16 protein-coding genes are annotated in these 19,173 nt (G+C 36.6%); 6 read left to right on the forward strand and 10 right to left on the reverse strand.

Annotated features, from left to right (window positions below; translation table 11 throughout):
- Window positions 1-41: 41 nt before the first annotated feature.
- From iscU to hpf, 4 genes are all read right to left on the reverse strand, one after another.
- Window positions 42-422, reverse strand: coding sequence for a Fe-S cluster assembly scaffold IscU (gene iscU / locus DYE60_RS06045; RefSeq protein ID WP_115315732.1), 381 nt, complete (start codon window positions 420-422; stop codon window positions 42-44).
- 29 nt (window positions 423-451) lie between these two features.
- A complete protein-coding gene (locus DYE60_RS06050; protein ID WP_115315733.1) occupies window positions 452-1,666 on the reverse strand; it encodes an IscS subfamily cysteine desulfurase in 1,215 nt (404 codons plus the stop codon).
- Window positions 1,667-1,713: 47 nt separating this feature from the next.
- Window positions 1,714-2,130, reverse strand: a complete 417-nt coding sequence (locus DYE60_RS06055) for an Rrf2 family transcriptional regulator (protein WP_115315734.1) — start codon at window positions 2,128-2,130, stop codon at window positions 1,714-1,716.
- A 157-nt stretch (window positions 2,131-2,287) separates the two neighbouring features.
- Window positions 2,288-2,602: a ribosome hibernation-promoting factor, HPF/YfiA family gene (gene hpf, locus DYE60_RS06060; RefSeq protein WP_115315735.1), complete on the reverse strand. Its 315-nt coding sequence runs from the start codon at window positions 2,600-2,602 to the stop codon at window positions 2,288-2,290.
- Window positions 2,603-2,794: 192 nt separating this feature from the next.
- Between hpf and DYE60_RS06065 the strand changes: the two genes are divergently transcribed.
- Together DYE60_RS06065 and DYE60_RS06070 are read left to right on the forward strand one after the other, a co-directional pair.
- On the forward strand, window positions 2,795-3,742 hold the full coding sequence (locus DYE60_RS06065; protein WP_115315736.1) for a Kdo(2)-lipid IV(A) acyltransferase: 948 nt from the start codon (window positions 2,795-2,797) through the stop codon (window positions 3,740-3,742).
- 204 nt (window positions 3,743-3,946) lie between these two features.
- On the forward strand, window positions 3,947-5,983 hold the full coding sequence (locus DYE60_RS06070; protein WP_245942685.1) for an autotransporter domain-containing protein: 2,037 nt from the start codon (window positions 3,947-3,949) through the stop codon (window positions 5,981-5,983).
- A 67-nt stretch (window positions 5,984-6,050) separates the two neighbouring features.
- Here DYE60_RS06070 and DYE60_RS06075 read toward each other — a convergent pair whose 3' ends face one another.
- The 3 genes from DYE60_RS06075 to DYE60_RS06085 all read right to left on the reverse strand — a co-directional run bounded on the left by DYE60_RS06075 (window position 6,051) and on the right by DYE60_RS06085 (window position 11,379).
- Entirely contained in the window at window positions 6,051-10,553 is a 4,503-nt protein-coding gene (locus DYE60_RS06075; RefSeq protein WP_172460371.1) for a S6 family peptidase, read from the reverse strand.
- Window positions 10,554-10,646: 93 nt separating this feature from the next.
- Window positions 10,647-10,820, reverse strand: a complete 174-nt coding sequence (locus DYE60_RS06080; RefSeq protein WP_115315738.1) for an anti-sigma factor family protein — start codon at window positions 10,818-10,820, stop codon at window positions 10,647-10,649.
- Window position 10,821: 1 nt separating this feature from the next.
- Window positions 10,822-11,379 (reverse strand): sigma-70 family RNA polymerase sigma factor, encoded by a 558-nt coding sequence (locus tag DYE60_RS06085; RefSeq protein WP_172460410.1) that lies wholly within the window; start codon window positions 11,377-11,379, stop codon window positions 10,822-10,824.
- Window positions 11,380-11,575: 196 nt separating this feature from the next.
- On the opposite strand from DYE60_RS06085, the gene DYE60_RS06090 reads away from it, so the two are divergent.
- Genes DYE60_RS06090 through DYE60_RS06105 form a run of 4 tightly spaced genes read left to right on the forward strand, consistent with a single transcriptional unit; the run spans window position 11,576 to window position 14,224 of the window.
- On the forward strand, window positions 11,576-11,989 hold the full coding sequence (locus tag DYE60_RS06090; RefSeq protein WP_115315740.1) for a putative periplasmic lipoprotein: 414 nt from the start codon (window positions 11,576-11,578) through the stop codon (window positions 11,987-11,989).
- A gap of 26 nt (window positions 11,990-12,015) precedes the next feature.
- Complete coding sequence (msrAB, locus tag DYE60_RS06095) at window positions 12,016-13,083, forward strand: bifunctional peptide-methionine (S)-S-oxide reductase MsrA/peptide-methionine (R)-S-oxide reductase MsrB (RefSeq protein WP_115315741.1); 1,068 nt, start codon at window positions 12,016-12,018, stop codon at window positions 13,081-13,083.
- 1 nt (window position 13,084) lies between these two features.
- The gene (locus DYE60_RS06100) at window positions 13,085-13,735 is read left to right on the forward strand and encodes a cytochrome c biogenesis protein CcdA (protein WP_115315742.1); all 651 of its coding nucleotides are present in this window, start codon (window positions 13,085-13,087) and stop codon (window positions 13,733-13,735) included.
- A 21-nt stretch (window positions 13,736-13,756) separates the two neighbouring features.
- Complete coding sequence (locus tag DYE60_RS06105) at window positions 13,757-14,224, forward strand: redoxin family protein (RefSeq protein WP_115315743.1); 468 nt, start codon at window positions 13,757-13,759, stop codon at window positions 14,222-14,224.
- A gap of 115 nt (window positions 14,225-14,339) precedes the next feature.
- Here the strand turns inward: DYE60_RS06105 and DYE60_RS06110 are convergent, their stop codons facing one another.
- The 3 genes from DYE60_RS06110 to DYE60_RS06120 form a co-directional block, all read right to left on the reverse strand.
- Entirely contained in the window at window positions 14,340-16,445 is a 2,106-nt protein-coding gene (locus DYE60_RS06110; protein WP_115315744.1) for a 3-hydroxyacyl-CoA dehydrogenase NAD-binding domain-containing protein, read from the reverse strand.
- Window positions 16,446-16,448: 3 nt separating this feature from the next.
- The gene (locus DYE60_RS06115) at window positions 16,449-17,756 is read right to left on the reverse strand and encodes an acetyl-CoA C-acyltransferase (protein ID WP_115315745.1); all 1,308 of its coding nucleotides are present in this window, start codon (window positions 17,754-17,756) and stop codon (window positions 16,449-16,451) included.
- A 171-nt stretch (window positions 17,757-17,927) separates the two neighbouring features.
- The gene (locus DYE60_RS06120) at window positions 17,928-19,172 is read right to left on the reverse strand and encodes a heme biosynthesis protein HemY (protein ID WP_115315746.1); all 1,245 of its coding nucleotides are present in this window, start codon (window positions 19,170-19,172) and stop codon (window positions 17,928-17,930) included.
- Between the last annotated feature and the right edge of the window lies 1 nt (window position 19,173).

Consider the following 19,173-nt stretch of genomic DNA (forward strand, 5'->3'; position numbering starts at 1 on the left):
ATCTTACCGCTTTATTTTAACTTTTCATAACATGATGAAAATTAACGTTTTTTCTCTTTGTAGTCAGAGATTGCTGCTTTGATTGCGTCTTCTGCAAGAATTGAGCAATGCACTTTTACTGGTGGTAATTCAAGTTCTTGTGCAATGTCGCTGTTCTTGATTGCTTGTGCTTCATCAAGAGATTTGCCTTTTACCCATTCAGTAATCAGTGAGCTTGACGCAATTGCACTGCCACAACCGTAAGTTTTGAATTTCGCATCTTCAATAATGCCTTCATCGCTTACTTTAATTTGCAGTTGCATTACGTCACCACAGGCAGGTGCCCCTACCATTCCAGTCCCAACGTGGCTATCTTGTTTGTCTAATGTCCCAACGTTACGTGGGTTTTCATAATGATCTATTACTTTTTCGCTATACGCCATTTTCTATCCTTTTTCTCAATTCTGTTTAATTAGTGTGCTGCCCATTCGATGGTGCTTAAATCAATGCCTTCTTTGTACATATCCCAAAGTGGCGAAAGTTCACGCAATTTAACCACCGCTTTTTTCACCACTTCAATGGTGTAATCAATTTCTTCTTCCGTTGTCCAACGACCCAAAGAGAAACGAATTGAGCTGTGTGCTAATTCATCATTACGTCCTAATGCACGCAATACATAAGAGGGTTCTAAACTTGCTGATGTACACGCTGATCCTGATGATACTGCTAAATCACGTAATGACATCATCATTGATTCGCCTTCCACATAGTTAAAGCTGATGTTTAATAATGAGCCGATACCTTGTTCCATACAGCCATTGATATACACTTCTTCCATATCTTTAAAGCCGTCTAATAAACGATTACGCAACACCGTTAAGCGCTCCATTTCCATTGCCATTTCTAGCTTCGCGATACGGTATGCTTCGCCCATTCCCACGATTTGGTGAACAGGTAATGTGCCTGAACGCATACCTCTTTCGTGCCCGCCACCATGAATTAACGCTTCCAAACGAATACGTGGACGGCGTCCTACATATAAACCACCGATGCCTTTTGGTCCGTATAATTTATGACTTGAAAACGACATTAAATCGATATTCATCGCTTTCACATCAACAGGTAATTTACCCACACCTTGCGTACCATCAACGTGGAAAACGATTTTTTTGCTACGGCAAATTTTACCCATAGTTTCAATATCTTGAATCACACCGATTTCATTATTCACTAACATAATTGAGACTAAAATCGTGTCTTCACGAATCGCTGATTCAAATTTTGCTAAATCAATCAAGCCGTTGGTTTCTGGCTCTAAATAAGTAATTTCAAAACCTTCACGCTCTAACTGACGACAAGTATCTAACACCGCTTTATGTTCGGTTTTACAAGTGATGATATGCTTACCTTTGGTTTGATAAAAATGTGCCGCCCCTTTAATTGCAAGGTTATCTGATTCCGTTGCACCAGAGGTAAACACGATTTCACGTGAATCCGCACCAATTAAATCAGCGATGTGATTACGTGCAATATCTACTGCTTCTTCGGCTTCCCAACCGAATTTATGCGAACGAGAAGCAGGGTTACCAAAGATACCGTCTTTGGTCATATATTTCATCATTTCATCTGCGACACGCTGATCCATTGGTGTGGTTGCAGCATAATCCAAATAAATCGGTAATTTCATTTTCTCTCCTAATATAAAAAGCAGCTAATCTACTTCTTTAAAATTTTTTAACGTTGACGTTCTAAATGCTCTGAAACTAATTCTTCAATTGAAATAGTATAAAGAAAATCGGCAATCTGATCTTCTAAACGCTCCCAGAGGGAATGCGTTAAACATCTTGATTCATTATTGCAATTTCCATTGCCTTTGCATTTGGTTACATCAAGATTTTCATTGACAGCATTCACCACCATTCCAACACTAATATCTGAAACGGCTTTATCTAACTGATAGCCTCCACCTGGCCCTCTCACGCTAGATACAATGCCTTCTCTACGTAACTGTCCAAAAAGTTGTTCTAAATAAGATAATGAGATCGCCTGACGTTCTGAAATATCAGCCAAACTCACTGGCTTCGATTTTCCATAAAGCGCAATATCTAATATTGCGGTAACGGCATAACGCCCTCTTGATGTTAATTTCATAAAATATCCCATTTGCTTTTATTAAGACGTAATTTTATATACCTGACTATTTTAGTCAAGTAATTTTACTATTGATATGGATTATTGAATTGAAAGGTTTTACAAATTAAAAAGCCCACAATGAAGATTGTGGGCTAAGATTATAACATAAAAATAATTATTCAACATTCAAACTACGGTCAGTGCGACGCGATTCTGTTTTTGTTTTCTGCTTATTGAGCTGCACTTCTAATTTCTGCTCGACACCATTGATTGCTTTATAAAGATCCTCATCCTGTGCTTTCGCAAATAAGTCGCCATTTGGTGTACCGATTGAAACTTCCACTTCATAGGTATGCGGTAATTTATGGATCATAAAATGAGGATTTATTAACTGAGTATGCCATTTTCTCAATTTGGCTAAGCGATCTTCAATATGACTACGAATGGCTGGGGTAATATCCATTTGTTTACTTGAAATGTTAATTGTCATAGTTTTTACCTCTCTGATGATGACCTTTTTTAGGTCGTTTCAAGATAGTTCTAACTTAAGTCTTATGAATAAAAATATCAAGAGCAAAATCATAAAAAAACTTGAAAAATTTGAAGTAGCTAACACTTTTCACATTTATTTGATTATAATTAGCGAAAAATGACGATATAAATAGAAATAATGAGCATAAAAATGAGTGATAAAACAAAATTTCCGCCTTTTCAAACAGCCTTTTTAGCCCCTAAATATTGGGGATTATGGTTTGGCTTAGGCTTTTTCCGCCTCATTTTACTTCTTCCTTACCCTATTTTATTAAAAATTAGCAAAGGATTAAGTCAACTTTTCAAAATGGCAAAATTTGGAAAATATCGTACCGCTATCGCAAAACGTAATCTAGAACTTTGCTTTCCCGATTACTCTGAAAATGAAATCGCTGAGCTTGTAGAAAAAAATACGGAATCCGTCGGAATGGCAATTATTGAAACGGGAATGGCGTGGTTTTGGTCGGATAAACGTATTTTAAAATGGTCAAAATTTGAAGGATTAGAACACCTAAAACAAGCAGAAAAAGAGCAAAACGGTATTCTTCTCGTTGGTGTGCATTTTCTTACCTTAGAGCTTGGTGCAAGAATTATGGGGCTACATCATCAAGGCATTGGCGTTTACCGACCAAATGACAATCCACTCTTAGACTGGATACAATTTAGAGGACGCGTTCGCTCAAACAAAGCATTACTTAACCGCAAAGATTTACGAGGAATGATTAAAGCGTTACGTCAAGGCGAGATGATTTGGTACGCCCCCGATCACGACTACGGTAGAAAAAACACTGTTTTTGTGCCTTTCTTTAACGTGCAACAAACGGCGACAACCACTGGAACAAGAATGCTACTCCGCTCTGCCCCAAATACAGTGGTTATTCCCTTCTCGCCAGTTCGCAATCAAGATGGTTCAGGCTATACTTTAACCGTTAGTCCTGCGGTTGATTTTAGCCATTGCACTAATGATGTTGATACCGCAACGCTGATGAATAAAGTCGTGGAAAAAGAGATTATGAATGCCCCAGAGCAATATATGTGGCTACATAGACGCTTTAAAACACGCCCTGATGAAAATGATCCGAATTTATATAATTTGTAAATTTTAACTAAAAAATGACCGCTTCACTCATCTCAACAAGCGGTCATTTTTTTATCAAATTTTGCAAAAAGTCCCATAAAATCAATCAAAACCTTCCATTTCAAGACCTCCGACCACAATTCGAAAATACAGAAAAAATAAGGCATAACGATGAAGTTATGGTAAAAATTATTTGATCTTTTTTAATTATGTAAGGATATTTTTGTGAAATTTAAAAGAAATACATTATCGTTATTATGTTTATTCAGTTCAGTGTCTATGGCACAAGAAGTCGTCGTTTTTGGCGATAGTTTAAGTGATATGGGACAAAATAACTGGAATCATAAAGCGGCATACTTGAAAAACAATGGGCAATATCATTGGCTTTATAACGAACATTTGGCGAATGCTCTCGGCAGCCAATTAACCCCCTCGACACAAAATGGTACAAATTATGCGTTTAGTGGTGGTGTGATTGTGGGTAAAAATAATGCTCGTACCCCGATTCAATCTCATTTGGCGGTTGAAAAACAAGTTGATCACTATTTAAATACCGCTGTAAAAAAAGACGCGATGCACATTCTTTGGGCGGGTGGAAATGATATGGCGGCAATACTTGCCCAAGCAATCACGAAAAAAACACCCGAAGAAAAACAAGCCTATGTTTTAGCGAGTATGCAAGAAATGACGCAAACAATGGCAATGCAATGGCAGAAATTAAAACAGGCTGGTGTGACACAAGTGATTGCACCAACAATTCCAAATATCACTTATACCCCTGAATTTTTTAATCAGTTAGGGCTCACCGCAGGAAATATGATTTCTCAAAAATCATTAGGTTTTATTAACAAAAATGATTTTATTACCATTTTTAATCACGCCGCAAAAGAGCTATCCGCACAACCAACCAAAAATGCACAAGATTTAGAAAAATATCGCTTACAGGTGTTTGAAAAATCTGCCAAAGATTTTTATAAAAGCCGTTGGAGTATCACTCAATGGGGATTATCAAAAGCAGGCTATGATGCAAAAGGCATCGCAAAAGCCTTACTCACCGCATACAAAAAAATTACCCAAGAAGCATTAAAAGTCACCCATTTAGTCAATGCGAATATCACTACGGCATTAAACCAAGTTGGAGGCAATATTGTGCGAGTGGATGCTGATGGGTTGGTTAAAGAGATGATCAGCGATCCACTGCGTTACGGTATTGAAAATACCACAGCCCCAGCTTGCGAAGGCAGTACTGCAGATCCAAAAACCCCCGCGTGTAATCCAGCAGATCAAGCGGTAGCAAATAAACGATTATTTGCAGATAGTTTCCATCCAGGTACCAAAGCTCATAAGGCGATGGCTGACTATATTTTAAATGTGGTACAAACACCAAAACAGATGGGGATTTTAATTCCGATGTTACAACAACAAGATGATGTTGTATCTGATTTCACCCGCCAACAAAGTAATCAAAATCGTCTGACACCTCAAACAGCACATACTCTTGGCTCAGTTATCAGCTATCAAAAACAAAAAGAGGGCGATAGCTTGCATATTGGCGCAAAAGTACAATTTGATCCACACTGGCAATGGGCGGTTTTTGCGAATACACAACAACAAAACACCCAAAATGGCTTGGTGAATATTAAAACCAGAAACCGAGCATTGAGTACTGCACTACGCTATGATGCTCAACATTGGTATTTAGGATCGGCAGCACAACTCAATCTGACTAAATTTGACACTCAACGAATGACTCACATTGGGGAATCAAGTCATCCTCAATCTGCACATAGCAATACCAATAGCTTGGGATTCTCTGTATTTGGGGGCTATGAGTGGCAATTCAATAATTGGGATTTCACGCTATTAGCAGACTTAAATAAAACCAAAACCAACATTGGGGCATTTGGGGAAGAAAATGCGGATATTACCCAAATGGAATTTGCTGTGGATACACTACACAGCCTGAAAAGTGGCATAGGGTTTGATTTACGTTATAAGTCTCAACAGTGGCAACCTTATCTCACCACACGTTGGGTGAAAGAGTGGAACAACGAAGAAAAGAATATTAAAGCAACACTGAACGGTAGTGCATTCTTAACTGCGATTCAGCAAGATAAAAGCTGGGTCAATGTAATGGCGGGCTTGCAATTTAAACCAATAGATTCATCGTTCTATATCAATTTAGGATTGAATAAAGATATTGGTCGTCAGGACAAGCTATCTGATACAAATTTCCAAGCCGTTATTGGCGTGACTTTCTAAAAGAATAGAACAAAAAAGCCCACAACTTGGTCTGAGCCAATATTGTGGGCTTTTATATTTCTATTTCTTAGAATTGGTAATCAATGCCTATTTTAGCACTGGTATTTTTCGCTTTCTGAGCAACGCCAAATCCGATACTGAAATTCGGTGTGATTTGATAACGTGTTTCCCAATCTGCAAACCATTGTAAATGCAGTTTTTTAGCGTCAATTTGATAATTTGAGTGACCAATAAAACCAACACGCTGTTTGTGATCGCCAATTGGTGTGAAATAAGTTGCACCAATATTAACGCGATTTTGCCATTGTGCAGATTGTTGTTGAATCATCAATCCAGCCCCTGTCGTCAACCACTGACGGCGATTTCCTTTCACCGCAAAATCTTCGGTTTCAAACCCGCTGTTTTTCTGCATTTGATGCCCCAATACAGCACGCGTTCCCACCTGCCAATTTTTTGCAAATTCCCACGATTTTTCAACCGCTAGTTCACTATTGATGAGGGTATTACGCCAGCTTGCTGATTGCTTTTCAGCAGTACTTTTAGCGATAAAGCTTTCTTTTTCTTTACTCGTCAATACGCTTTCTCTTAACGCAATCGTCCAATCTTCGGTTTGATATTGAAGTGTCATTCTTGCACCTTGACGACTTCCTAACAACGCAGTCAAGCCAAGTTTCACTGAATCATTGACACTATAATGCCCACCTAAGGCTTGAATAACGCCATTATGACTTGCCATCGTTTCAGTAAACAAACTATCACGATCACGCAAAATCATATCATTGACTAACGCCCATTGATGTACACTTGGATCCGCCAACTTCGCTAATTGAGTAAAATCGTGGCGTACTTTGTTCATCATTTTCTTACGTAATGGCGTAGAATTCTCATTTTGGTTAATCCCCTTCCATAAGCGATAGAAATAGGCATTATGCTGGCTATTCGCATAATTGTTTATATGACTCAATAAAGGATGTTGCCACACTTCTACTGGTTTTTCCTGTTTAGGTTCAACTACTGGTGGGGTGACTTTTTCAGGCTTAGTCACAATTTGTTCTTCCTGCTTAGGTTCAACCACTGGAGGGGTGACTTTTTCAGGTTTAGTCACAATTTTTTCTTCCTGTTTAGGCTCCACTACTGGCGGTGTGATTTTTTCAGGCTTAGTCACAATTTTTTCTTCCTGTTTAGGCTCCACTACTGGCGGTGTGATTTTTTCAGGCTTAGTCACAATCTGTTCTTCCTGTTTAGGTTCAACCACTGGTGAGGTGACTTTTTCAGGTTTAGTGACAATCTGTTCTTCCTGTTTAGGCTCAACTACTGGCGGTGTAACTTTTTCAGGTTTCGTCACAATGTTCTCTTCCTGTTTAGGCTCTATCACTGGTGGGGTTGGCTTAGGTACTTTACGAATAACAATCTGATTATCCAGATAGGTATAACGGTAATCGCCTTTTCCATCTAGGTATGCAACACGTTGCTCATCCGCAGTTAAATTTTCAAAAGGAATAGTAATTTCTTTTTGCGCCTCGTTATCCACAAATTCCTGAGATAAATGAATATTCATTAAAGCCTGCTCGCCCAAGGTTGTCGCTTTATCGGAACGCACCGCTGTTTCTGAACCTTGTGTGATCTGTAATTCTTTGGTCACTTTGGTATTCGCATTCAAAGTCACGGCTTTATTTGGCACGTGTAATGTTGCAACTTCAATATTTGAGCTATCGTCCGTTTGGAGTGTGGTATCAGCTAAATCAATGTCATTTAATTTAATCGCACTGTTATCTTTTAAGGTTAAGTGCGTTAAATTTGATAAATTCACAGGATCAGCAATCGCGGTGTGATTTAAGTTCACTTTTGGTACCGCAATATTTCCGCCACGTTGGGTAAATTTTACATCGTTAAAATTCAATGTTGCGTTATTTAAGCCTGAAATAGTCCCTGCGGTTTGCTCGAATTTTTCATTTACCGTTAAAGTAGAATTATCAAGGTTAATACTTCCCGCAGTCATTAAATTTTTCACCTTAGCGGTCATATTTTGAGTAAAATTTGCAATTTGATTGTCTTTCACTTGCCAGTAATCTGCATTCAGTTCGCCCTCAGTCATCGTCAAATGGCTTGGACTAAAATGTGCGATTGTGCTAGAAATTGTGGCATTGTCTGTGGTAATTTCATCATTGAAAGATTTTTTACCAAAATCTGCTGTTGCCGTTCCCTCTGTGACTGCTTGCTGATATTTAAAGCCGTTACCATAGGTATTTTCGCCATCTAAGCGGTCAATAAAATGTTGGTTTTTACCAAAATTGACTGTTGAACCTTGCTTGGCGATAATATTTCCGTGTAGTTCCGTTGAGCTTGCAACAACAAGGTTGGCATTTTCATTCACGGTAATATTTTCAGCACGGTATTGACGATTATCCCAATCCGATTGTGTTAGCGTACTCGGGCGAGTGATGTCTCGTTCATTTTTATCCGCCAAATATTTTTGATACATTTCAATGTGGCATTGACGCGAAGGATTGGTATAGTAACTATCATAGCGTGATACCCACATATCATCACAAGCATTTTGTGGCTTAATGCGTGATTGACCATTATCGCCACGAGGTGTGGTGTAATAAGCACTTGGTTTTAAATAAGCGTGAAGAGTTGGGTGCGATTGCAACACAACCGTTCCATTTTCTACGCGAAGATCATTAACATTAAAACCACCATCAAAGGCAATTTTTTTATCTGCTTTTCCTGTCACATTTACATTTATTTGCTGATGATTTTCATCGCCAATTTGAGCGTGAACAATATTTGCTTTTTTATCGACATCGTCAGAAAAATGATAGGCAATGCCCTTTTCTTTTTCATTGACAGGAATATTATCTGCTAAATTAAGGGATAAATTGACCGCTTGTGTTCCGCCATTGATAATTTTCGCTCGATTATTATTCGCAGAAATTTGGGTTAAATGTTGATTATGACCGTTTAGGTCTAAAACACCGCCACCGTCAGCAAAAAAGAGCTTATTATTTGAGTCAAAATCGCTGTTCAATTTAACCGTTGCGGTTTTACCTGTGATATAAATTTTCTCAAACGCATTTGTATTATTAAGTTCAACTGTACCATTTCCAAATCGTAAATTTCCGTTGGTTGCAGTATTCACTTTAAGCGTACCATCGCCTACTTTATGCAAATTTTTGCCATTTAAAGTCAGGGAATTATTGAGATTAAGCGTTGCATTTTTTTCAATATCTAGCCCTGCAATATCGCTAATATTTGCCGTTCCCGTTAAGGTATTCTCGCCCTTTTGGAACACCAAACCGCCACTGTCTAAATCTAGATCTTGGGTGAAGTTTAAAGTGACGGGTGTTTGAAAAACATTGTCTTTATCTTTTTCTAAGCTATCATTTGCTGTTTTGATCACTTCATATTTTTTCTTAAAATCTTGGTAATCCACATCAAGCACGGGAGAAAGCCGAGCATCGGTAAAGCTGGTTTCAGAATTCACACCGAGTAATACCCATTTTTTAGTTTTGGTATCGTAAGCAACCACACCGCTACCACTGTCACCTTTATCAACAGCAGAAACGAACTTATTCTTAATAAAATCACTCGGATTATATTTATTAAAATTTCCATCGCCGTCAAAAGATGAGCCTTCTATTACATAGCCTTCGCCATTAAAATTTAGCTCTTTTTCCTTGCGTTTGTTTGAAAGAAAACCTGTTGCCACTCCCCAATTAACAACTTGATTACTTTTACTATTAGGCGAAACTTCTTCCGATAAAAACCAAAGCCCTCCACTCTTACCATTGTGATAAGGATTGATATTGTACTGTATACCTTCATTATCTTTTTTCGGATCATTCAGCGCACCAAATTTCTCATTATCTTTAATAAAACTCAGCGTACCAGAACCCGATTGATACAATTGAGGATCACCTTGCTCATTTTTAGCAAGATTATTCATCAAGTAATCCGTCATTTGCTTATCAAACTCTGTTTTACGAGCATAATTTTCATTATAACAAGCAACTTTTTGCTCTCTTTCTGGTAATGCTGCACATTGTTTTTCTTTTGTATTGATTAAAGCTGATGGATTTTCAGTAATCCCATCAATAGAAAGTGCGTCGGCTTTCCCTTCTACGACATATTTGTTGGTGCGTAAAAACATCGTATCACGCCCATAAACGCCTTCTTTATTTTCTTCTTGCTTAGCCTTGTCGTAATTAAATAAATAAGTGGTGTTGCCCCAGCGATTATTATAATGGTCGCCTTTTGTCGTTACCGTATTCGGATAAAAATACGTACGCACATGATAAGCAGTGACAACATTATTACGTCCCATTGCCGTAATATTCCCTGACTGATTACGATGAGAAAAATCAGGCATAGCCGTAAAATGAGCAACATTGCCATTCCTACCTTGATAATCAAAAGGTGTATCTGTGGGGATAAATTTTCCTTTATTTTGCCCAAAATCTAAATAATCCTGATAATGAAAGGTATCAATATTAAGAAGTTGAGCTTGGGTCATGCTCATAAAAGCAGTGGTCAGAGCCACTGAAAGCGTTGTTTGTTTGAAATTCATAAAAACCATAAAAAATAAAAAACTTATGGTTATTATACCATAAGCCTAAAAATTGAACCTAATGAAGGAAATTAAAACAAAAATGACATTATTTTATTCTTCTTTAGCAAACTTTTTCATCATTTGACGCATTGTTTGGCAATTCTGATTAAAATTACGACATTGTGGGCAAATAACTAAATGAGACACTACCCCACATTTTTCAGCCAATTTTAATTTTCTTTCTTGGGACTGTGAAATAAGTTTAGTCACTTGTAAACATTTCATTTTAATTCTCCGATACTAATTTTTTAGATAAACAATGTTGTAATTGTAATCTGGCACGATATAACAAAATATGTAAATTACTCGTCGTGATTTTGACGGTTTCACAAATTTCTTTCGATGGAAAGTCTAAATACTCTCTCATCATAAAGACCTGAGCTTGCTTGGCAGGTAAATAAGTTAAACACGCCTCAAAAATCAACCAAAATTCCTTTGAATAAATTTTATCTTCATTTTCCTGCCACGCCGTTTGGCTATATTCTGGTTTCCAATGATCTTTTTGATCAAAAAATGTATTTTCATCTTCTTCATCTATTAGATCACTTTCTAGTACTAAGCGATCTTTTTGACGCAAATAATCAATAATTTTATTTTTTAAAATGGCAAAGATCCACGTTTTTAATGCCGCTTTACGTTTAAAATGTGCAATATTTTTAAACGCACTTAATAAAGCATCTTGTACCATATCTTCTGCAACATCGCTATTTTTTAGCTGTAAATGAGCAAACTTCAACATTTGTTGTCGAATATCATCAATTTGATGGTTAGATATCTCATTGATATTATTATCTTTTTCAAATTCCATTTAATTTCCTGAAAAAAAGTCAAAAAAAAGTGTAAGGATTTCGCTATTCGCCCGACTAATAAGATAAGACGAGAAATCGTTGTATATTAGTCAATTTTTTGAATGAAACCTAGCATTATCTTTCAAAAATTTATTAGATTAGAACATCAACCTATTTTATGGAGTAATCAAAATGAAAAAATTAAGTCTTTCTCTTTTAGCCGTATTCGCATTATCAGCATGTAGCACCGATAAGATGATGAATAAGGAAATGGCAATGCAAGATAATATGCAGATGCAAAATCATATGGAAATGAATGATAATATGAAAATGCACGACAATATGAAAATGCACAACAACATGAAAATGCACGACAACATGAAAATGCACGACAATATGAAAATGCACGACAATATGAAAATGCACGACAATATGAAAATGCACGACAATATGAAAATGCACGACAATATGAAAATGCACGACAATATGAAAATGCAAGACAACATGAAAATGCACAACAATATGAAAATGCACAACAATATGAAAATGCACAACAATATGAAAATGCACAACAATATGAAAATGCACGATAAAATGATGAAATAATCAACAGACTCAAAGAGATAAAGAAAATGAAAAAATTAAACTTTTCTATCTTGGCTTTATTAGTTTGTTCCGTTAATGTAATGGCAAACAATAAAACAAATAATCAGATGGAGCATACAATGATGACGCAAACACAAACTGAAAACTTGCAACATATTTACTTAGCGGGCGGCTGTTTCTGGGGTATTGAAGCCTATATGGAAAAAATATATGGCGTGAAAGACGCTGTTTCAGGCTATGCAAATGGCAAAACATCTCAAACAAATTATCAGCTAATCGGAAAAACCGATCACGCGGAAACGGTAAAAGTGACTTATGACGCCAATAAAATTTCGTTAGAAAAATTATTGAAATACTATTTCCAAGTTATCGATCCAACCAGCGTAAATAAACAAGGCAATGATCGTGGCAGACAGTATCGTACTGGCGTTTACTACCAAAATGATATGGATAAAGCTGTTGTATTAAAAGTGATTGAGCAACAGCAGAAAAAATATCAAGATAAAATTCAAGTGGAAGTTGAGCCGTTAAAAAATTATGTATTAGCGGAAGACTATCATCAGGATTATTTAGCAAAAAATCCTAATGGTTATTGTCATATTGATTTAGAGAAAGCAAATAATGTGATTATCGATCCAAATGATTATCCAAAGCCAAGCGATAAAGAATTAAAAGCAAAATTAACACCGTTACAATATAGCGTTACCCAAAAGAAAAACACTGAGCATTCGTTCAGTAATGAATATTGGGATAATTTCAAAGACGGTATTTATGTAGATGTCACCACTGGCGAACCGTTATTTTCATCAATGGATAAATTTGAATCGGGCTGTGGTTGGCCAAGCTTCACGAAGCCAATTGATAAAGATGTCGTAAATTATGATGATGATACGAGTTTTAATATGGTCAGAACTGAAGTATTAAGCCGTAGTGGTCAAGCACACTTAGGACACGTTTTTGATGACGGTCCAAAAGACAAAGGTGGCTTACGCTATTGCATTAACAGTGCCGCAATTAAATTTATTCCATTAGAACAAATGGAAGCAGAAGGATATGGTTATTTAATCAACCAAGTAAAAGGACAAACAAAATAAGATGATCGAACAACAATTAGTTATTAGTAGTGTATTTTTAGCGGGGCTAGCCTCTTTTTTATCGCCGTGTATATTTCCAATTATGCCGATCTATTTTGGTATTTTAAGTAAAGGAGGCAGAAAAATCCTTAATACATTTTTATTTATTCTAGGGTTATCTGTTACTTTTATTGGACTCGGATTTAGTTTTAGCTTTTTAGGCGACTTGCTCTTTAATGAAACGACGCGTGTTGTCGCAGGGGTAATCGTCATTATTCTTGGTATTCATCAATTAGATATCATTAAATTCGGCTTTTTAGAAAGAACCAAAACCGTAGAAATTAAAACCTCAGGTAAAAGTGCCTCAATTGAAGCCTTTATTTTAGGACTCACATTTAGCTTAGGTTGGACACCTTGTATTGGCCCAATTTTAGCATCAGTATTAGCCTTATCGAGCCAAGAAAGTTCAGCACTTTATGGGGTGACAATGATGTTTGTATATGTACTTGGACTCGCAACACCTTTTGTCATTTTCTCATTATTCTCAGAAGAATTATTGAAGAAAACCAAAGTATTAAATAACCATCTCGGTAAATTCAAAATTTTTGGTGGCGTACTGATTATCTTAATGGGTATTTTGCTGATTACGAATAACTTAAATGTCTTTATGTAAAGACTATGTGAGGAACAAAAAATGAAAAAATATTTTTCTATATTGCTGGCGTTATTCTCAATTAACGCCTATGCACAAACAAGTTTAGCGGATATTCCACTTAAAAATTTGAATAATCAGCCTGTTTCACTTAACCAATATAAAGGTAAAGACGTTTATGTGAAAGTTTGGGCATCGTGGTGTCCATTCTGCTTAGCGGGATTAGCAGACCTTGATAAATTGAGTGCTGAAAAAGACAAAAATTTTGAAGTGATTACCATTGTCTCGCCGACTCACAGAGGCGAAAAATCAACGGAAGATTTTATTCGCTGGTACAACGGATTAGATTACAAAAATATCACTGTACTACTTGATGAACAAGGAGAAATTATTAAACGAGCCAGAATTCGTGGTTATCCTTCAAGTATCATTTTAGATAAAGAACTTAATATCAAAAAATCTCAAGCAGGGCATTTGACTAACGAACAAATCAAAAAAGTATTTGAATAAGCGGTCATATTTTTTTAAAAATTTACAAAAAACCTCATTTATCTCAAAGCAATAAAAAACACCTTTATTCCTAATTAGTTAAGAATAAAGGTGTTTTTTTATGAGCAAACGAAAACTAAGCTCGTTCTAACAACCAATCACAAGGCTCAAATCGTGAACCATAAAGTTCAGTGTGTTTGCGTAACTGTTTAACAATCTCTTTTGCCCCAATTTTATCGATATAGGCATAGATCCCCCCTCTAAATTCAGGAAATGCCATTGCAAATACAGAGGCAACGTCACCTTCATCAGTTGATGAAATCACGTTATCTTGCAAACACCAACAGGCTTCGTTGATCATTCGTAGCAAACAACGACGAACGATTTCTTCTGATTCTAAATCGTTACGCGGAATAACTTCCATTACGTGATAGATACTTTTATCTTCTTGGCTACGTTCGCCATTCGAATCATATAAATAAAAACCACGTTTATTTTTACGTCCTTTACGTTCATTTTGCACAAGTAAACTGATATTTTTTGGCAATCTAAAACGCTCACCTAATTCTGACACCATTGCAAAATTTGACTTCACAATCATATCCAATCCCATATCATCTATCATTGATAACGGGCCGATTTGAAATCCAAACTCTTGTAATGAACGATCAATAAATTCAATCGCTTCGCCATCAACCACGCATTCTATCGCCTCTAATAAATAAGGGATTAAAACGCGGTTTACAAAAAAACCTTCAGTATCCGACACCAACATTGGAATACGTCCTTGCTGAATCGCAAAATGAACTGCTGTTGCAATCACTTGATCACTGGTCGTTTTATGGGGAATAATTTCAACAATTTTACGTTTTGTTAAAGGGCTAAGATAGTGAAAACCAATCACGCGTTCTGGATGTCTCGCAACACTCGCAATGTCTTGAATATGACAAGTCGAAGTATTCGTTGCAAAAATGGCTTTTTCAGAATAAAAACGTTCACTTTCCTGTAAAATTTGTTGTTTCAAGGCTAAATTCTCATAAACGGCTTCCATAATAAAATCCGTTTGTTGCATTGAAACCAAACGCTCGCCTCCTGAGATTAGATTCATTCGCTGAATCATTTCACCATACGCCATTTCTTTATTCGCAACAGCGTCTCTCATCAACGCATAGCAAGTATGTAATGCCTTTTGGATTTCTATCGGCTGAATATCTTTAATCCGCACTGGAATTTGAGCATTCGCGGTTAAATACGCAATTCCTGCTCCCATATAACCACTACCAAGAATACTCACGTGCTTCACATCTTGCACTTTATTACTAATATGACGATATTGAAGTCGCATTGCTCGTTGAGTACGTTTTAACTTAATCAACACTTGCGATTCTTCTGTTTGGAACAACTCAACAAAAGCATTTTGTTCCTGCTGTAATGCTATGTCAAAATCAGTTTCTTTCAAAACATCAATAATTTTTTTAATAGCAGGATAATGTCCAAACTCTTTTAACCAAATTTTTGTTTCTGCTCGCTCTAAATATTTATGACGTAAATAATGGCTATTTTCTAACTTTTTAATCGTCAGAGAAAGTGGATTTTTTTTCAGAGGTGGCACATTATTTTGTCGCTGTTTAATCCATTGATAAGAGAGAGCTAATAAACGAGGAACGGGTACTATTTTATCTACTAAACCTAATTTTAACGCTTCATTATGGGAAATTTTTCTACCAGAAAGTAACAACGGTGTGGCATTACGCAACCCAATACATTGAGCCAAACGTTGCGTTCCTCCAGCAAAAGGTAAAATACCAGAAAGCACTTGTGGCAATGCCAAATTAAGGGATTGCTTATCACTGACAAAACGATAATCACAGGCTAGAGCGATTTCTAGTCCTACACCAAAGCAATTTCCATTTATCGCTGATAACGTTGGAATTGTTAAATTCGCTAAACTCGTTAGCACTTGTTGTGCAAACGCAGAATACTGTTTTAATTCATCCGCTGTTTTATTTTGAAAACAATCCAAATCAAAGCCTTGAATAAAACACTGCTTTTTAGCTGATGTAATCACTAGCCCACTAGGTAAATCCGTTTTTAAATATTCTAAAACATCATTGAGCTCACGAAAAAAATGTTCAGGTAGCCAGTTAACAGCATTATCAGGTACATCAATACTTAACAATGCAATATTTGATGGCTGCATTTCAAGTTTTAATAATGATAAATTTTTTAATTGTGATTGCATTTTTTATCCTTCGCTTTCCAATATCATTGCAGCCCCTAAGCCACCTAAACCACCCGATGCGACTAATGACACACCGCCCCCTTTACGTTTCAATGCATTTAATGATTGAATCACTAAACGTAAGCTACTCACGGCTCGAGGATTACCAAACGCAATAGAACCACCAAGATGATTGAGTTTTTGTCTATCAATTTCGCCTAAACAAGCGGTGCGATTTAAGTGATTTTTTGCAAATTTTTGCGATTCAAATAATTGTAAATTCGCTAAAACTTGGCTTGCTGAGGTTTCGTGGATATCGACATAATCCAAATCTTGTATTTGTAATCCCACACGATCCAATGCTTTTGCACTTGAAATCACCGAACCAACAAACATATTTTCCCAAATATCATTGCCCGTGATCGCATAACTTTTAATATAACCAAGAGGTTTTAATCCCAATGCTTTGGCTCTGCTCTCATTCATCAATAAAATAGCAGCAGCCCCATCGGCTGGTTGAGAAATATTTGCCGAAGTAACTGTTGCATAATCCGAAGAACTTAATGGGGAAAAACCTTCATAATAGCGACGACGACTCGCTTTAGGATTCAAATTATCCGATACAACAAAGTCATTGTAAGGTCTTGGAAAAGACGAAATTACCTCATCTTTAAACAAGCCAATTTTCCACGCATTTTGAGCGTTCTGGTTAGAAAGACGAGCAAAATCATCTTGTTCTTGACGGCTAATACCATAATATTGTGCCATTTGCTCTGAAATATCAGAGACCGAAAGCTGTGTCATATAATCTTTTAAATTAACACTGTTCGGTTTTAGATCTCGCCACGATAACTGACGTAACAGTTCATATTTTCTTTCTAAGGTTTTTTGTCTAAAAATCCCCTTAATTTTTCTAACCATTAACGGACTTAAACTAAATGGTGCATTTGAAATAGAATCTGCCCCACCTGCAATCCCCGTCGTAATCGAGCCACTGACAATACTACTCGCGACATTGGCAAAAGCCTGCATTCCAGAAATACAAGAACTACTTAATGTATAAGCCTGTAAATGAGGCATACTTAATGATAGAGCAATTTCACGAGCTAAATTAGGAATATCAGGTTGCTGAATAACTTGTCCAAACACCAGTTGGCTGATCTCTTTGCGATCTATTGGGGTTCGGCTTAATAACTCATTGGTAATCATTGTTCCCAAATCTGTCGCATACGCCTCTTTGAATGCAGAATCTCGCTCTGCAAAAGGCGTTCTCACACCTGAAATAATGGCTACTCTTTCACTTCGAGCAGTCAATAAATGTTGATCTATCATTCTTGTTCTCATTAACAAATTTTATACAAAATAAGAGAAAGATCTTAACATAGCAAGAATAAAAAAACACGGAATAACCTAAGCTTCTTTGATAAAAAAACAACAGCCCAAAAGTAGATTGATTACTTTTGGGCTGTTTTATTTAAAACTAACTGTTTTTATATTGTACTATTATTGCTCTACCGTTTCAGGTAATGCTAAAACAGGAGACACTTCTTTCACATTCACTTCTTTTAAATTTAAAGCGTGAATTTGTGCTGATAACTCTCTATCTGATGTATGATCTGCTACACAAGCTGCCATCACACGGTCATTTGCATTACACTCTCTATGGTCAAGAAGTTGAAGGAAATATGGTTTTGCTTGTGCATATTGACCATCACGTACCAATGCATAACCCACGATACGAGCGTAATCATCACTGTAATTTTCAGCTGCTTTTTTACCACGTTTTGTTAATAATTTTAATAAACGTGTATTGCCTGCAATTTCTAAGCGAGTCAATTCATCAAATAAGATTTCAAGTTCATTATCATCAAATTTCTTCACGGTTTCCATTACTAAACGTTGAGCTGATTCGTGATCTTCACAATCAATTAAACGCTTAATTAAGCCAACACGGGCATAGACAGATCTGTTACGACGGCTTGGTTGATCCTGCCACCATCTTAATAAACCTTCTTGTCCTTCTTCGTGAAGTTTTTCATCTAATAAACCATCATCAACCCAATGCTCAAGATTTACATAATCTTCTTTGGTTAAGATATTTTGATGTTTCACATTCTCTAAAATATGATCAACTGCAACAAAAGCACCTGATTTTTGATAAATTGGAATCGCTAAGCTAAGCACTTCTGAATTACAAGGCTCAAGTGCTAATAAGCTATCAATCGCTGTGCGTGCTGCTGGTAATTTTTTCTGTAATAACAGAATTTTTGCACGAGCAATTTCAAGTGCGATATTATTATTGCCTGCAATTTTTGACGCTTCAACTAAATATCTGTTTGCTGCTTTCTCATTGCCTTTCATTTGAGCCGCTTCAGCTGCTTTAATGAAGTTCAACACAGGTTTATCTGAGTGTTTCGCATTTTTTCCAATTAGTTTTTCAGCTTTAGAATAATCCCCTTCACTCATTTTAATTAAGCCTTCAAGGGTTTGTTTTTGTGCTTTTTTACGTTTGCGATTAAAGAACCACGTATAAGATCCACGACTTAATGCAAAGAAGCGTTTTAAGATCCACTCAATAAAATAAACCACCGCCATTGCAGATACAAAGAACACCACAAGCATAATCACGCTCATTTCGATCACTTTGGTATCCGTTACAATACGAACATATCCCTGATGACCAGCAATATAAGGACCTGCAACTAAACCTGCAAGTAATAAGAACATTAAAAAAAGAATTCTAAACATC

Origin of the sequence: Phocoenobacter uteri (genome assembly GCF_900454895.1) — a bacterium.
GTDB lineage: Bacteria > Pseudomonadota > Gammaproteobacteria > Enterobacterales > Pasteurellaceae > Phocoenobacter > Phocoenobacter uteri.

Coding starts and splice junctions, on each gene's coding strand:
- DYE60_RS06120 (WP_115315746.1), bottom strand. CDS start 19,172: ATGTTTAGAATTCTTTTTTTAATGTTCTTATTACTTGCAGGTTTAGTT.
- DYE60_RS06075 (WP_172460371.1), bottom strand. CDS start 10,553: ATGAATTTCAAACAAACAACGCTTTCAGTGGCTCTGACCACTGCTTTT.
- DYE60_RS06080 (WP_115315738.1), bottom strand. CDS start 10,820: ATGAAATGTTTACAAGTGACTAAACTTATTTCACAGTCCCAAGAAAGA.
- DYE60_RS06065 (WP_115315736.1), top strand. CDS start 2,795: ATGAGTGATAAAACAAAATTTCCGCCTTTTCAAACAGCCTTTTTAGCC.
- msrAB (WP_115315741.1), top strand. CDS start 12,016: ATGAAAAAATTAAACTTTTCTATCTTGGCTTTATTAGTTTGTTCCGTT.
- hpf (WP_115315735.1), bottom strand. CDS start 2,602: ATGACAATTAACATTTCAAGTAAACAAATGGATATTACCCCAGCCATT.
- DYE60_RS06090 (WP_115315740.1), top strand. CDS start 11,576: ATGAAAAAATTAAGTCTTTCTCTTTTAGCCGTATTCGCATTATCAGCA.
- DYE60_RS06115 (WP_115315745.1), bottom strand. CDS start 17,756: ATGATAGATCAACATTTATTGACTGCTCGAAGTGAAAGAGTAGCCATT.
- DYE60_RS06050 (WP_115315733.1), bottom strand. CDS start 1,666: ATGAAATTACCGATTTATTTGGATTATGCTGCAACCACACCAATGGAT.
- DYE60_RS06105 (WP_115315743.1), top strand. CDS start 13,757: ATGAAAAAATATTTTTCTATATTGCTGGCGTTATTCTCAATTAACGCC.
- DYE60_RS06055 (WP_115315734.1), bottom strand. CDS start 2,130: ATGAAATTAACATCAAGAGGGCGTTATGCCGTTACCGCAATATTAGAT.
- iscU (WP_115315732.1), bottom strand. CDS start 422: ATGGCGTATAGCGAAAAAGTAATAGATCATTATGAAAACCCACGTAAC.
- DYE60_RS06110 (WP_115315744.1), bottom strand. CDS start 16,445: ATGCAATCACAATTAAAAAATTTATCATTATTAAAACTTGAAATGCAG.
- DYE60_RS06100 (WP_115315742.1), top strand. CDS start 13,085: ATGATCGAACAACAATTAGTTATTAGTAGTGTATTTTTAGCGGGGCTA.